This window comes from Mesorhizobium sp. WSM3879 (assembly GCF_002294915.1).
Taxonomy (GTDB): domain Bacteria; phylum Pseudomonadota; class Alphaproteobacteria; order Rhizobiales; family Rhizobiaceae; genus Mesorhizobium.
The window spans coordinates 116,410-130,964 of record NZ_NSFZ01000013.1; the positions used below are offsets into that span (position 1 = coordinate 116,410).

The window sequence follows — 14,555 nt, forward strand, 5'->3', positions numbered from 1 at the left end:
CGCCACGGCTGCAAAGAGCGCGCTTGAGCCGCAGCCGGCTCAAGCAATCTCTTCGAGTTCAGTCATCCCGTTGTTGCGGATTGTCATTGCGTTGCCACGCCATTCGACGGCTCCGCCAAGCCAGCCGCGCGCCCAGATGGCGGGAAGCATCGCGTCGCGCACGATCATCGCGGTGACGCTGCGCGGCGACAGATACCAGCCCTTGGACCAGGCGAGCATGCATTCGGGCACATAGGCGATCGCCAGCACGCAGAGCGCGGTCGTGGGCAGGCTGACACCGGCGCTTGCCGCCGCAATCAGCGCCATAAGCAGCGGCGCGACCACACCGGTCAGGATTTCCGGCGCGAAGAACAATGGGAAGGTGACGCGGCGCAGCCGCGCCCAGCGCGCCTGGCGCGACCAGATTTCGGCGAGCGTGCGCTGGCCGAGCGGTTGCTCGAAGGGCGCGGCTACGAGATTGACCCGAAGGCCAAGGCTGTTGACCAGCTTGGTCGCCGCCGCGTCCTCGGCGATCTCGGCGGCCAAAGCCTGGATGCCGCCATTTGCATCCAGCATCGGCTTGTTCCACAGCATGCTCTTGCCCTGGGCGAAGCCAAGGCCGAGCGCTTCGCCGGCATATTGCCAGCGCGCCTGCAGCGTGTTGAGGAAGGCGCATTCGACCTCGGCCCAGAAACCGTCCGGCCGCGAGCCGATCGGCGTCGAGCAGACGAGGCCGGTGTCCGGCCGCCAGGCCGCCATCAGATGCTGGACATAGTCCTTGGGCATCAGGACGTTGGAGTCGGCCAGGATCACCCAGTCGTGCCGCGCCGCCCGCCAGCCCTTGATGCAGTTGTTTAGCTTGGGATTGGCGCTGATCCTGTCATCGCCGACGAGGAGCCGCGCCGGAACATTCGGAAATCTCGCGATGGCGGCGTTGATCAGCTTGACCACGGGATCTTCGCCGTGCGCGACGCAGAAGATCAGTTCGTAGCGCGGCCAATCGAGCGAGAAGGCGCGGTCGAGCGTCTCCTGCGTGAACGGCTCCACACCGCGCGACGGCACGACGATCGAGACAGGCGGCTGTTTGCTGGAAGGCGGAGGAATGATCCGCCTGGGCTTCAGCCGCGACGATGCGAGCAGGATGCTGGCAAGGTTGCAAAAAAGAAGGGCCGAGGAGGCAAAGACGGCTGCGAGGGTCAGTTCCATCGAGATCTGGTCACTCCGGAAAGGCCGCCCGCGGCCGTTTCATCACTCGACAGAGCGCCCGAGTCGCCCGCACGGTTTGTGCACACCAACATTGTCATGTGTCACTTAAATGACATTGTTTGTCGGCAGGTGCGGTGGAAAAGCCGGCAGGCTGGCGACGCCGCGGAGGTAGAACCGCGAAGCGCGACAAAATGTTTCCTGCGGCACCGGAGTGGCTCATGTATCGCGCCGTGACGCGCAACATCGAAGTGCAGGTCAGGCCGTTCTATCTGGAGGACCGTTCCGATCCGTCCGAAAACCGCTATGTATGGGGCTACCAGGTGACGATCGACAACCGGTCGGACGAGTTCGTGCAGCTTCTGTCGCGCTACTGGCACATCACCGACGGGCGTGGCCGAGTCGAAGAGGTGCGCGGCGAGGGCGTGGTCGGCGACCAGCCGGAGCTCAACCCCGGCGACAGCTATCAGTACACGTCGGGATGCCCGCTCTCGACGCCATCCGGCATCATGGTCGGCCACTACACGATGCGCAACGGCCGCGGCGAAACGTTCGACGTCGCCATTCCGGCTTTCTCGCTCGATATGCCGGGGACGAAAAGGACGGTGAATTAAAGAACTCGAGTTCCCCGCCTCCGCAAAGCGGGGGCGAGGAACCGGAGCTTTCTCACTCCGCCGCAAACTCCGCCGGATCGAAGTCGTACTGCGTCGAGCAGAACTCGCAAGCGACATGGATGCCGCCGTCCTCGGTCGAGTCCTTGATCTCCTCGGCCGAGAAGCCTTCGAGAATGCCTCGGATTTTGTCGCGCGAGCAGGAGCACTGGTCGGCAACCGGCACACCGCGGAAGACGCGCACGCCGTGCTCGTGGAACAGGCGATAGAGCAGCCGCTCGGCGCCCACCGTCGGATCGATGAGCTCGGTCGGCTCGATGGTGCCGAGCAGCGCCAAGAGTTCCCGCCAGGAATTGTCGGCCGGTTCGTGCGTCACGTCTCGTGGATCGCCATCCCCGCCCGAAATGTCGGGCACGCGCATGCGTTCGGGCGCCTGCGGCAGGAACTGCGCCAGGATGCCGCCGGCGCGCCATTGCTCGCGAGCCCCGCCCGGGCCCGGGGTCACGAGCTTTGCAACCGACATCCTCAGATCGGTCGGGATCTGCTCCGACTGGCGGAAATAGATGCGCGCGGCTTCTTCCAGCGATGTGCCGTCGAGCTGGACGATGCCCTGATAGCGCTGCGTGTGCGCGCCCTGATCGATGGTCAGGGCCAGGACCCCGGTGCCGAGCAGCTTCTCCTGCGAGATCCCGCCCGAGGCAATCAGCGCCTGCAGCCGGTCGGCGTCGAAGCGCGCATAGGCGCGCAACGAATGCGGCGTGGTGAAGTCCGCCACCAGCATGTCGACCGGTCCGTCGGTGCGGGTCTGCAGGATGAACTTGCCCTCGAATTTCAGCGACGTGCCGAGCAGCACGGTGAGCACGCAGGCCTCCGCCAGCAGGCGCGCGACCGGCTCGGGATAATCGTGGCGGCTAAGAATGGCGTCGAGCATCGGCCCGAGCTGCACCGTGCGGCCGCGCACATCCAAGGGCGCTACTTCGTAAGGCACGACATGGTCGTCGCCGGCGAAGCCGAATTCGCCGAGTTTGGGTTGATGCTCAGCCAAGGAAAGCGTTTCCAGCATGACAAAACTCCGGGGCGCGTCCATCCCGCTTTCCAGGCGGCATGGGTCGAAGCGCGTTCGATTTCAGTGATGGCCCGCAAATAGGCATCACATATCCCCGGATCAAGTTGGCGCGGATCAAGTCGACCCCGGTCAAGCGCCCAGGCACCAGGCCAGCACCGCCTTCTGGGCGTGCAGCCGGTTCTCGGCCTCGTCGAAGACCACCGAATGCGGTCCGTCGATCACCTCGTCGGTGACCTCCTCGCCGCGATGCGCAGGCAGGCAGTGCATGAAAAGCGCGTCGGACTTCGCCCTGGCCATCAGCGCGGCGTTGACCTGGTAGGGCAGGAAGACGTTATGGCCGCGGGCGCGATGCTCCTGGCCCATCGACACCCAGCTGTCGGTGACGACGCAATCGGCCTGGTCGACGGCCTCTTCGGCCGAGCCGGCAAACCTCACCTTGCCGCCATTGGCCTTCGCCCAGTCGACATATTTCTCGAACGGCTCGCTGCCCTCCGGCACGGCGACATTGAGATTGAAGCGGAACCGCGCCGAGGCTTCCAGAAGCGAGTGCAACACATTGTTGCCGTCACCTGTCCAGGCAAAAGTCTTGCCTGCCACCGGACCGCGATGCTCCTCATAGGTCATGATGTCGGCCATCAGCTGGCAGGGATGGGTATCGTCGGTCAGCCCATTGATCACGGGCACGGTCGCGTTTTCGGTGAGTTCCAGCAACCGGTCATGCGAGGTGGTGCGGATCATAATGGCATCGACATAGCGCGACAGCACCTTGGCGGTGTCGGCGATGGTTTCTGAACGGCCGAGCTGCATCTCGGTGCCGGTCAGCATGATGGTCTCGCCGCCGAGCTGGCGCATGCCGACGTCGAAGGAAACGCGCGTGCGCGTCGAAGGCTTGTCGAAGATCATCGCCAGCACCTTGCCGTCGAGCGGCTTCGAACGCTCGCCGGCCTTGAGCCTGGTCTTTCGCGCCATCGCGTCGTCCAGCATGATGCGCAGATCGCCTGCGGAAACGGCGGACAGATCGGTGAAGTGACGAACGCTCATCGGCAGATTCCAAAACTACTTCGCGGCTTCGGCCGCGATCGCGTCGGTCAGGCCCTTGGCGCCCGACCGAATGCGCTTCAGCGCCTCGCCGATCTCCTCGTCGGTGACGGTGAGCGGCGGCAAAAGCCGAATGACGTTGTCGCCCGCCGGCACCGCAAGCAAGTGCTGGTCGCGCAGCGCCATGTTAACCTTGGCGTTGGGCATGGCACATTTCAGCCCAAGCATCAGGCCGGTTCCCCGGATGCCTTCGATGACCTCGGGAAATTCGTCGCCGACCGCCGCCAGTCCCTGCTTCAGCAGCAACGCCTTGCGCTGAACGTCCTCGAGGAAGCCGTCGGCCAGCACGACGTCGAGCACGGCATTGCCCACCGCCATCGCCAGCGGATTGCCGCCGAAAGTGGTGCCGTGCACGCCGGCCGTCATGCCGGCCGCCGCTTCGTCGGTTGCGAGGCAGGCACCCATCGGAAAACCGCCGCCGATACCCTTGGCGATCGCCATCAGGTCAGGCGTGACGCCCGCCCACTCATGCGCGAACAGCTTGCCGGTGCGCCCGATGCCGCACTGGACCTCGTCGAAGATCAGAAGCAGGCCGTGCCGGTCACAGAGCTGCCGAAGCCGCTTCAACGACTGCGTAGGCACCGGGCGGATGCCGCCCTCGCCCTGCACGGGTTCGATCAGGATAGCCGCGGTTTCCGGTGTGATCGCCTTCTCCGCGGCGTCGATATCGTCGAACGCGACCTGGTCGAAACCCTCGACCTTCGGACCGAAACCCTCGAGATATTTGTACTGACCGCCGGCTGCGATCGTCGCCAGCGTGCGGCCGTGGAAGGCACCCTCGAAAGTGATGATGCGGAAACGCTCCGGATGGCCTTTGACGAACTGATAGCGCCTGGCCGACTTGATGGCGCATTCCAGCGCCTCGGCGCCCGAATTGGTGAAGAACACCTTGTCGGCGAAGGTTGCATCGACCAGCCTTTCGCCCAGCCGGCGCTGCTCCGGGATCTCGTAGAGATTGGAGACGTGCCACAGCTTGGCCGCCTGCCCGGTGAGCGCCGCGACCAGATGCGGATGGCTGTGGCCCAGCGAGTTCACGGCGATGCCGCCGGCGAAGTCGAGATATCGCTCGCCCTTGTCGGTGACCAGCCAGGTCCCCTCCCCGCGGTCGAAGGCCAGGGGTGCGCGAGCAAAAGTCTCGTAAAGCGCCGAACCGCTCATTATATGCGTCTCCGGAACCGGAAATCAAAAAAGCCGCCAATGCGGCGGCCTTTGCGGCTTATCATGTTTTTCGGCCATGAAGTCAACGAAAAGGTCGCGCAGAAGCGCGCGGCAAGGCTCCAGCGCCACGCCGGCCCATCAGCGGTTGGGCAAGTTGGGGAAAACCGTAAAAACCGAATCGGTGTTGCCCTGGGGACTCTTGTCACCGAGTCAGCGCATAAGGTAATTGTAGTCGAGAAATAACTAGATTTCGTGCGGCGGATCTAATCACCCGGTACATGTGGTGTCGTTTGCCCGGCGAGAGCCGGCTCGGGAAAGGATTCTGACCGCCGCACGCCTCAGCAGGAGCGCGGTCTCATGAACTGGACTGACGAGCGGGTCGAACTTCTCAGGAAATTGTGGTCGGAGGGTCTCAGCGCCAGCCAGATCGCCGCGCAGCTCGGCGGTGTGAGCCGCAATGCCGTCATCGGCAAGGTGCATCGCCTGAAACTGTCGGGCCGCGGCCGCGCGACCGCGGCGCCGGCACGGCAGAAGAAGGCCACGCAGGGCGCCTCTATGCAGAAGTCCGTGGCTCGTGCCGCTAGCGCTGCCCGTCATGTGACGGCTTCCATCGGCGCCACCGCTCTGCAGGTGCAGTTCGAGGCAGAGCCGGTGGCGCGCCACTATATCCGCCCGGTCGAGAACGTTGTCGTGCCAATCTCGCGCAACCTGCAGCTCGTCGAGCTGACCGAGCGCACCTGCAAATGGCCCAACGGCGATCCGCTGTCGGAAGACTTCAGCTTCTGCGGCAACGACGCTGGCGAAACCGGGCCGTACTGCAAATACCATGCAAGGGTGGCGTTCCAGCCGGCGGCGGAAAGGCGCAGAAGCCGCTAAGCGAATAGCGAATAGCGAATAGCGAATAGCGAATAGCGAACGAAATAGGAATAACATCGGTATTCGCGTCCGGCACAAGCTTCTTTATCGCCATTCGCTATTCGCTATTTCACAGCCACCCATTCTTCCTGAACCGCCAATACAGAAACGCGCAGATCAGCGCGATGGCGGCCAGGACGGTCGGGTAGCCGTATTCCATCTTCAGTTCAGGCATGTCGTCGAAATTCATGCCGTAAATGCCGGCGAAGGCCGTCGGCACCGCCAGGATGGCCGCCCATGAGGCCAGCTTCTTGGAGATCGCCGTTTCCTGGCTCTGTCCGACCAGAAGGCTTGCCTCGAAGGCGAAGGCGAGCACCTCGCGCAGGCTGTCGATCTTTTCCTGCACGGTGCGGATGTGGTCGGTGACGTCACGGAACAGCGGATGCATGGCGGCATGGATCTGCGGCAGCTCGGCGCTGGTCAGCCGGCGGCAGACCTCGACCAGCGGCAGCGCCGCGTTGCGCAGCCTGAGCAGATCGCGGCGCAGCATGTAGAGCCGCTCGATATCGCCACCGCTCATCGGCTTCAGCAGCACCTTGTCCTCGATCTGCTCGACCTCGTCCTCGATCTGCTCGAGCACAGGCATGTAGTTGTCGACGATGAAGTCGAGAATGGCATAGAGGACGAAATCCTCGCCCTTGGCGAGCGAGGACGGGCAGCTTTCCCAGTGCTGGCGCACCGCGGCGTAGGAGGTGGACGGGCCATGCCTGACGCTGACGATATAGCCGGTGCCGACGAAGAGATGCGTCTCGCCGAAGGTGACCCGGCCATCGATCAGTTGCGCTGTGCGGGCGACGATGAACAAGGCATCGCCATACTGTTCGATTTTCGGCCGCTGATGCGGATGTTCGGCGTCTTCGATCGCCAGATCATGCAGGTGGAACTGCGCCTGCACCCTAAGCAGCAGGTTGCGGTCCGGCTCGAGCAGGCCGATCCAGACGACGTGGCCGGGCTTTGCCGCCCATATGCCGGCCTCTTCGATCGTAATGTCAGCGACGCGCTTGCCGGCGGAATAGACGCTGGACGCAACAATGCCGGATGTCGGCTGCAGGGCCGGGGTCAGGTTTCGAACTTGCTCCATCGCAAACCTCCCGAGACGCGACTGACAAAATCGCTGCACCTGGAGGAGCTTAGCCTAAATTGGGGAGCCATTCGAGTGGCCGCCCTTCACTTGCTCGATCTTGGGTCGCCGATACCGCGTCACCCGGCCGATAGTGGGCCAGGCAACACCACCTGGTCGGTCTTGTCGCCCTTCGGCCGCTCGGCCGGCATCTGGTCGCCGGTGACGATGTAATAGATGGTTTCGGCGATGTTGGTGGCGTGGTCGCCGATCCGCTCGATGTTCTTGGCGCAGAACAGCAAGTGGGTGCAGGGCGTGATGTTGCGCGGATCTTCCATCATATAGGTCAGAAGTTCGCGGAACAGCGAAGTGTACATGGCGTCGATCTGGTCGTCGCGGTCGCGCACGAAGCCGATCTTCTCGACCGAGCGCGAGGCATAGACGTCGAGCACTTCCTTAAGCTGCGTCAGCGCCAGATCGGCTAGCGCCTTCAAGCCGCGGAAGAGGCTGCTCGGCTGGCGGCCGTCAATGACCGCCGCGACGCGCTTGGCGACGTTCTTGCCGAGATCGCCGACGCGCTCGATGTCGGCCGAGATGCGGATGGCGCCGACGATCTCGCGCAGGTCCGTCGCCATCGGCTGACGCCTGGCGATGATGACGATCGCCTTGTCGTCGATCTCGCGCTGCCCCTCGTCGAGGACGAGATCGTCCTGGATGACTTTCTGTGCCAAGCCCGGATCGGCGTTCACGAGGGCGGCGACAGCCTGCTCGACCATGCGCTCGGCATGCCCGCCCATGGCGGCGATGCGCTTCGACAGGAATTTCAGTTCTTCGTCATAGGCACTGACAATGTGGACGGACTGCATCGATATGCCTTCCCGGTTTCTGCCGGCTGGTGCGTTCCCTCAATCTGCCGCTGATACGCGAGCCGGATGACAGAAAAAAGAAAATGCCGGTTGCCAACCAATATAGGATCATTGAGCCGGCAAATGAACCGTGAACGCCGCGCCCTTGCCGACTTCCGACTTGATCGACAGCCTTGCGTTATGACGTGTCAATATATGCTTGACGATCGAAAGGCCAAGGCCGGTGCCTTTCTGGGTCCGGCTGTTTTCCACGTCGACGCGGTAGAAGCGCTCCGTGATGCGGGGGATGTGTTCCTCGGCAATGCCTGGACCATAGTCCCTTATGGTCACGTCGATGCCTGGGTCGTGGCCGTCCTCGGCGTGTGCTATCGACACGGTGACACGCCCGCCCGACTGGCCGTATTTGCAGGCATTCTCCAGCAGGTTCTCGAAAACCTGGAAGAGCTCGTCGCGGTCGCCCGGCACGGAAATCGGCCCATCGATGAAGTCCCGCTCGATGGCGATGCCGTTCTCGTTGGCCAGCGGCGCGAGCGAGTCGATGACGCTGTCGATGGTCTGTCGAAGGTCGACTTCGGTTCCCGGCCGCAGATAGGGCTTCATCTCCAGCCGCGACAGCGACAACAGGTCGTCGATCAGGCGCGCCATGCGGCCCGTCTGGTTCTGCATGATCTGCAGGAACTGGTCGCGCGCCGCCGCGTCGTTGCGGGCAGGCCCGCGCAACGTCTCGATGAAGCCGGCGATCGAGGCGAGCGGGGTGCGCAGCTCATGGCTGGCATTGGCGATGAAGTCGGCGCGCATGCGGTCGATGCGGCGCGCCTCGCTCTGATCCTTGAACACCAGCACGTAAAGATCGGTGCCATGGCCGACCGAGGACGCGCTCACCCGGTATGTGCGCTCGACCGGCAGCTTTTCCGTGTAGTCGACGACATCGGACGCCATAGTTCCCGAGACGATCCCGTCAAGCAAAGCCTGCATTTCCGGCGCGCGGAATTTGAGCGACAGCGACATGCCGGGGGCCAGCCCACCGAAGGCGGCAAAGGCGGCCGCGTTGGCGTGGACGATAGTGGCGGTCCGGTCGAAGATGATCAGCGGATCGGCAACGGCGGCGGCCAGATATTCGCCGGACAGCCGCTGCAACCCGCCGACTTCGATGGCGGCAGTCCCGCCGGCTGACTGGCGCTCGGCGGCGGTCGGCAGCATTGCGGCCGCGACCAGCAACGCCACGGCCAGGAGAGGCACAAAGATCGAAAGGCCGCCGAAACCATAGACGCCGAGGACCGCGACCAGGGCCGCGGCCAGCGACCAGCGGCTGCGCCGCAGCCGGGCTATGGCTGCCTGCGTTGCGCCTTTCTGGTCTGCGCCCTTATCGACCATGCGCTGCCTCGTATCTCCCGTCGGTGAAAGATCAGCCGACTGGACCCGCGCATGACCCCCAAAAATCGGAATCGATTTTCTCGAACGTTCATGCGCAAAATCAAAGTGCTACCGAGCGTCCGGTCGGACGCAACGCCTCAGAGGCTCCCATAGCACGAGTCCGCAAGCTGAAAAGGTTCGTCCCGATGAAAAAAGCCGAGGGAAATGCCGACGCGGCGCCTGCCGCAGGACCGATCAAGATGAGGATAGGCGGTAAGGAACGCGAGTTCGACATCGACAACCCGGTGCTGCCGGACTGGATCGAGGACAACAAGCTGACCGCCAGCGGCTATCCCTACGACAAGAAGATGAAGGGTGAAGAGTACGACGAGGAACTCGAGCGGCTGCAGATCGAATTGGTCAAGGCGCAGGCCTGGCTGCAGGCGACCGGCAAACGGGTGTTGGCGCTGTTCGAGGGGCGCGACGCGGCCGGCAAGGGCGGCACGATCTTCGTCCTGCGGCAGTACATGAACCCGCGCACGGCGCGCAACGTGGCGCTGACCAAGCCGACGCCGACGGAGCATGGCCAATGGTACTATCAGCGCTATGTCGACCATTTCCCGACCTCCGGCGAGTTCGTCACCTTCGACCGCTCCTGGTACAACCGCGCCGGCGTCGAGCCGGTGATGGGATTCTGCACCCCGGAGCAGCACGAGACATTCCTCGACGAGACGCCGCATTTCGAGCGCATGATCTGCAACGAGGGTATCCACTTCTTCAAATTCTGGCTGAACATCGGCCGCGAGACGCAGCTCGAACGGTTCCATGACCGCCGCTGGTCGCCATTGAAGAACTGGAAATTCTCGCCGATCGACATCGCCGGCATCAGCAAATGGGACGACTACACCAAGGCGCGCGACCTGATGTTCGAGCGCACTCACAAGGAGTTCGCGCCCTGGATCATCGTGCGCGCCAACGACAAGCGCCGTGCGCGGCTTGCGGTGATCCAGCGTATCCTTCTGTCCTTACCCTATGATGGCCGCGACCTCGACGCCGTCGGCAAGCCCGACAAGAAGATCATCGGCGAAGGCCCGTCGTTCCTGGAGAAATAGCTTGCACCGTGCCCGCGGCCGGCGGCCAACATTACAGCGCCGCGCACCTTCTCGGGTACGCGGCGCTGAGACTTTCCACCAAGGTGTCACGCCGCGAGGCGGGCGATCCGCTGCAAACGCTTCAGCGTGGCGTCGTCCTGCAGCGCTTGCTGGAACAGCGATATCTCATGGTCGATGCGGTCGCACAGAACGTCCGTATCCCCCTTGAGCAGGCCGCGGGTCTGCAACAGCGCGGCAACCGGCTTCTTGGCGAGCTGCCTTGCCCGCGCCAAGGCCATTTCCTCGGCGCTGCCTTCCACAATCTCGCCGACAAGGCCGAGCGCCTTGGCGTCGTCGACGCCCAGCGTGTCGCCCAGGCAGAAGAAGCGGAAGGCGCCGGCATAGCCGAGCTTCTGGGGCGCCAGGATGCTGGTCGCCGCGTCCGGCACCAGGCCGAAATCGACGAACGGCACCCTGAACGTGCTGCCCCTGGAAGCAATCACCATGTCGCAGTGGAACAGGATGGTGCAGCCGACGCCGACGGCGTCCCCGTCCACGCAGGCAAGGACCGGCTTGGGAAAGGTCGCAAGCCTGCGAAACATATCGGTGACGGCGGCAATCAGCTGCTGGTGCTTGGCGGCGTCGAGGAACTCCGAGAAATCGCCGCCGAGGCAAAAGCAGCCGGCGAGGCCGCGCAGCACGACCACGCGAATCTCGTCGTTGACGGCGGCCTCGTGGAAGGTCCTGGCGAGGCTCGCATAGGCGTGCCTGTCCAGCACCGGCCGGCCGTCATGCGAGGACACGGTGACGACCAGCGTGTGGCCGCGCAGCTCAGGTTCGGGGTGGAAGCTCATGACAACCTCCTCACGAAGCCTGTCTGAGGCCGAGCTGGCCGGGATAGCCTCTCATCAGCACCGGCGGGAAGTGGTTGCGGCGCTGGCGCACCACCTCCAGCGTATGCTCGGAAAAGGTGAGCAGCGTCGCCACCACCTGCTGGTTGCCATAGGTGCGCTGGTAACCGAGCGGCGTCGCCAGGAAGTGCAGCTGCAGCGCGCGCAGCACCCACATCGGTTCGAACTCGATGATGACCTGGTTGACGTTGCGCTTGAGGCCCCATTCGACGAAACCTGCGATCAGTTCGGTGCCGACCGTAGAGACGCCGCGCTTGCCGTCACGGAAGCCCGCCGCCACCGCATAGCGGGTCAGCTCCCAGACTCGCGGCCCCGAGGGGGGCGTCCCCTCATAGAGGTCCGTTAGCACATCGGTCAGTAGATGCGGCCGCGTCGTCGGCAGCATACGCTGATAGCCGGCTAGCTCGCCGTTGCGGATGACGAGGTGATGCTCGGCCTCGTCATGATCGAATTGGTCGATCTCGAGGCCGTCCGGGCGGTCGAGATCGGTCCAGCCCATCTCCTCGACGAAGATCTTGTAGCGCAGGCGGTGAACCGCTTCCCACAGATCGGGGCGCTCCATCAATTCCTGAGTTGTGAGGGAAAAAAGCATTAGCCGTCTCCTGGGCTTGAGAGGAAGATACGGCCGGGCTCTCCGGAAAATATTACGCGATCGCGTAGGCAATAATTTTTAGGTCGGCACCGACCGACCCCGCCAATATAGCCGCGCCTAACTGCCTCCGCGACCGCCTGCACGCGGTTGGCGACGCCCAGTTTGCTTTGGCGTTAAGAAAGTATTAGCCCTCTCTTAAGACAAGGACACCGCTCGCCCTTGCTTAAAATATTACGCGAATGCGCATGGGACCGTTTCTGGGCCAGCACGGCCGATTTAGCTAATATAGCCACGCCTGATCGCCTCGGCGACTGCCTGCACACGGTTAGCGGCGCCCAGTTTGCTCTTCGCGTTGAGAAGGTGTTTCTCGGAGGTATGCTCCGAAATGCCGAGAATCTGCGAAATTTCCCACTCGGACTTTCCGACAGCTGCCCATTGCAGGCATTCGCGCTCACGCGGTGTGAGTTCGATGTGGTCGACGACCTTGCCGGCCATCGTGTGAAGCTGCATGGCGCGGCCGATGGCGTAGGTGGACACCAGCGAGACCATTCCGAATTCGACGTCCGACAGTTCAACGGACTCGCCACCCAGCGAGACCATGACGATCTGGCCGTCGAGCGTGACCAGCGGGAAGGCGAGGCCGTCGCGCAGCTTGAACTCGCGGGCGTCGCCCATGACCTCGTCGCTGCTCTTGTCGATGACGATGGCCTGGGAAGCCTCCCGCCACTGGAACGGGGCCTGCAATTGCTTCATGTGGCTGACGACCGGATCATGGTCGACATAGTTGCGCGCCACATAGCGCTCCAGCCACTCGCCCGGCCAGTCGCAGAGCAGCACATGGTCCTTCTGCTGGCCGCGCGGCGTGCCGGGTTGCGGGACCGTTCCGGCCATCAGCGCCGTCAGCCCGAAACTCGAGGTGACGCCGAGCAGCCGCTCGCACACTGCCGCAGCAGTGTTGGCGTGCTGTAATTGGTCGATGTATTCCAGAGTTCTATCGAACATGCTCATCGCAACATCTACCCCATGTTGCTTCTGCTTTTCGTACCGATAGTAGATGCCCGAACCACCCTTCGCCATCAACCCCGGACCACAAGTTTCTTCGCGACACCTGCCCCTGTTGCGGGCGCGCGCTGAAACTTGCAAACGCACTAAACCATACGCCGAATTCGCCCGTTTGAAATCAAAAACATTGTGCCTGCACTGTTTTCGTACGAAAAGCCAAGGACATGATTGGGCGGAGCGTTATCGTGCCATTCCGATGGATATTTCTGGCCCTCCTGTCGGCGCTGATCGGAGCGTTGCCATTTGCCGACGCGACTCGCGCGGCGGAGCCGCAGGTTCCGGTGCTGTGGGATGCCAAGGAGCGGCTGCCGAAGCCTGATCTTTCGGCGTTGCCGAGGCTGAGGTTCCTCACCACCACCGATTTTCCGCCTTTCAACTTCCTCGACGGCTCCGGCCGGCTGTCGGGTTTCCACATCGACCTGGCGCGGGCGATCTGCGCCGAACTCGGCATCGTCGAGAAATGCCAGATCCAGGCGCTGCCCTGGAACGATCTCGACGACGCGCTGCGGAAAGGCGAAGGCGAGGCGATCATCGCCGGCATCGCGGCGACGCCGGAAAGCCGCGAGAAATACGCCTTCTCGCGTTCCTATCTGCAGTTCCCGGCGCGCTTCATCATGCCGAAGGCCAAGGCGTTTACCGAGCCGATCCTCGACAAGCTGCGCAGCAAGCGCGTGGGCGTCATCGCCGGCTCGGCGCATGAGAAGATGCTGCGCGACTATTTCAGCACGGTGCAGGTCGTGCCCTTCGACAAGCCCGAGGACCTCTACGCGGACCTCAAGGCCGGCAGGATCGACGCCGCCTTCGGCGACGGCATGCGCTTCGCCTTCTGGCTCGGCGGCTCGGAAGCCGCCGGGTGCTGCCGCTTCGCCGGCGGCCCTTATCTGGCGCCCGAATATCTGGGCTCGGGCATGGCGATCGCCACCAGGGCGGGCGACCCGGCGCTGGCCGCCGCCTTCGACTACGCGCTGCAGGAAATCTCGATCAAGGGAACCTTCGCCGAGTTCTACCTGCGCTATTTTCCGGTGAGCTTTTTCTAAGTCAGTGTGCGCAGGCGGGCCTTCGCCGCACGGGCGATCGCCGCCACGGTGAGCGTGTCGAGATCGAGCTTCCGTCGGATGAGCTGCAGCACCCTCAACTCCTCCATGCGCATTTCGAGATCGACTGCCGCGACCTCGAAAGCGGCGGCATAGGCGGTGTCACGCAACCGCTCCGGCAGCGCATCGGCGACGCGCGCGAGGACGCCCTCCAGCCCGTCCTTGTCGTGCAGAGCCTGCTGGCACGCTTGAGCCACGCCGACCAGGCTGTCGCTGTTGAAATCGACAAACACGGGCCAAGAACGGACGACGTCCCCGATCCGCGCCAGTTCGACATCGGTCATGTCGCGGTCGGATGCCGAAGTGATGACCATGAGATAGATCAGGGCTTCGTGCGGCGTCAAAGGCATTCAAAACTCCTTGATGGTGAGGCTTCAACGTAGGATTGGCAGTGAGGCGCCGCAAGGAAAAGCGCCGCAAATCGTTGACGCTCCGGCCCGTCGCGCCTAGAGACCGGGTGAAAATCTTTGCGCGCCCAAGCCGACACATCTGGCCG

15 protein-coding genes are annotated in these 14,555 nt (G+C 63.5%); 4 read left to right on the forward strand and 11 right to left on the reverse strand.

The features are described 5' to 3' along the window. Positions 1-39 precede the first annotated feature (39 nt). Positions 40-1,185 (reverse strand): ceramide glucosyltransferase, encoded by a 1,146-nt coding sequence (locus CK218_RS24685; RefSeq protein WP_095829191.1) that lies wholly within the window; start codon positions 1,183-1,185, stop codon positions 40-42. Positions 1,186-1,403: 218 nt separating this feature from the next. On the opposite strand from CK218_RS24685, the gene apaG reads away from it, so the two are divergent. Then, entirely contained in the window at positions 1,404-1,796 is a 393-nt protein-coding gene (apaG, locus tag CK218_RS24690; RefSeq protein ID WP_066996767.1) for a Co2+/Mg2+ efflux protein ApaG, read from the forward strand. Positions 1,797-1,848: 52 nt separating this feature from the next. On the opposite strand, the gene CK218_RS24695 is transcribed toward apaG, so the two are convergent. The 3 genes from CK218_RS24695 to CK218_RS24705 form a co-directional block, all read right to left on the reverse strand. After that, complete coding sequence (locus CK218_RS24695) at positions 1,849-2,880, reverse strand: Hsp33 family molecular chaperone (protein WP_095829192.1); 1,032 nt, start codon at positions 2,878-2,880, stop codon at positions 1,849-1,851. Positions 2,881-2,988: 108 nt separating this feature from the next. Beyond that, positions 2,989-3,900 carry an ornithine carbamoyltransferase gene (gene argF, locus CK218_RS24700; protein ID WP_066996763.1) on the reverse strand — a complete coding sequence of 304 codons (912 nt, stop codon included), beginning with the start codon at positions 3,898-3,900 and terminating at the stop codon, positions 2,989-2,991. Positions 3,901-3,915: 15 nt separating this feature from the next. After that, the gene (locus CK218_RS24705) at positions 3,916-5,115 is read right to left on the reverse strand and encodes an aspartate aminotransferase family protein (RefSeq protein ID WP_095829193.1); all 1,200 of its coding nucleotides are present in this window, start codon (positions 5,113-5,115) and stop codon (positions 3,916-3,918) included. 357 nt (positions 5,116-5,472) lie between these two features. Between CK218_RS24705 and CK218_RS24710 the strand changes: the two genes are divergently transcribed. Next, on the forward strand, positions 5,473-5,991 hold the full coding sequence (locus CK218_RS24710) for a GcrA family cell cycle regulator (RefSeq protein WP_066996757.1): 519 nt from the start codon (positions 5,473-5,475) through the stop codon (positions 5,989-5,991). 109 nt (positions 5,992-6,100) lie between these two features. On the opposite strand, the gene CK218_RS24715 is transcribed toward CK218_RS24710, so the two are convergent. The 3 genes from CK218_RS24715 to CK218_RS24725 form a co-directional block, all read right to left on the reverse strand. Beyond that, a complete protein-coding gene (locus CK218_RS24715; protein WP_066996754.1) occupies positions 6,101-7,111 on the reverse strand; it encodes a magnesium and cobalt transport protein CorA in 1,011 nt (336 codons plus the stop codon). A gap of 119 nt (positions 7,112-7,230) precedes the next feature. Continuing rightward, a complete protein-coding gene (phoU, locus tag CK218_RS24720; protein WP_095782918.1) occupies positions 7,231-7,956 on the reverse strand; it encodes a phosphate signaling complex protein PhoU in 726 nt (241 codons plus the stop codon). Positions 7,957-8,064: 108 nt separating this feature from the next. Continuing rightward, entirely contained in the window at positions 8,065-9,330 is a 1,266-nt protein-coding gene (locus tag CK218_RS24725; protein WP_095829194.1) for an ATP-binding protein, read from the reverse strand. Between the two features lie 185 nt (positions 9,331-9,515). Between CK218_RS24725 and ppk2 the strand changes: the two genes are divergently transcribed. Next, entirely contained in the window at positions 9,516-10,421 is a 906-nt protein-coding gene (ppk2, locus tag CK218_RS24730; protein WP_095829195.1) for a polyphosphate kinase 2, read from the forward strand. Positions 10,422-10,507: 86 nt separating this feature from the next. Here the strand turns inward: ppk2 and CK218_RS24735 are convergent, their stop codons facing one another. The 3 genes from CK218_RS24735 to CK218_RS24745 form a co-directional block, all read right to left on the reverse strand. Continuing rightward, positions 10,508-11,254 (reverse strand): enoyl-CoA hydratase-related protein, encoded by a 747-nt coding sequence (locus tag CK218_RS24735; RefSeq protein ID WP_095829196.1) that lies wholly within the window; start codon positions 11,252-11,254, stop codon positions 10,508-10,510. A 10-nt stretch (positions 11,255-11,264) separates the two neighbouring features. After that, positions 11,265-11,903, reverse strand: a complete 639-nt coding sequence (locus CK218_RS24740) for an acyl-homoserine-lactone synthase (RefSeq protein WP_095829197.1) — start codon at positions 11,901-11,903, stop codon at positions 11,265-11,267. A gap of 276 nt (positions 11,904-12,179) precedes the next feature. Continuing rightward, on the reverse strand, positions 12,180-12,911 hold the full coding sequence (locus CK218_RS24745) for a LuxR family transcriptional regulator (RefSeq protein WP_066996863.1): 732 nt from the start codon (positions 12,909-12,911) through the stop codon (positions 12,180-12,182). Between the two features lie 218 nt (positions 12,912-13,129). Here CK218_RS24745 and CK218_RS24750 point away from each other — a divergent pair, with 218 nt between their 5' ends. After that, positions 13,130-14,002: a transporter substrate-binding domain-containing protein gene (locus CK218_RS24750; protein WP_095799364.1), complete on the forward strand. Its 873-nt coding sequence runs from the start codon at positions 13,130-13,132 to the stop codon at positions 14,000-14,002. Here CK218_RS24750 and CK218_RS24755 read toward each other — a convergent pair. Then, positions 13,999-14,409 (reverse strand): tellurite resistance TerB family protein, encoded by a 411-nt coding sequence (locus tag CK218_RS24755; protein WP_095826065.1) that lies wholly within the window; start codon positions 14,407-14,409, stop codon positions 13,999-14,001. The genes CK218_RS24750 and CK218_RS24755 overlap by 4 nt on opposite strands. Between the last annotated feature and the right edge of the window lie 146 nt (positions 14,410-14,555).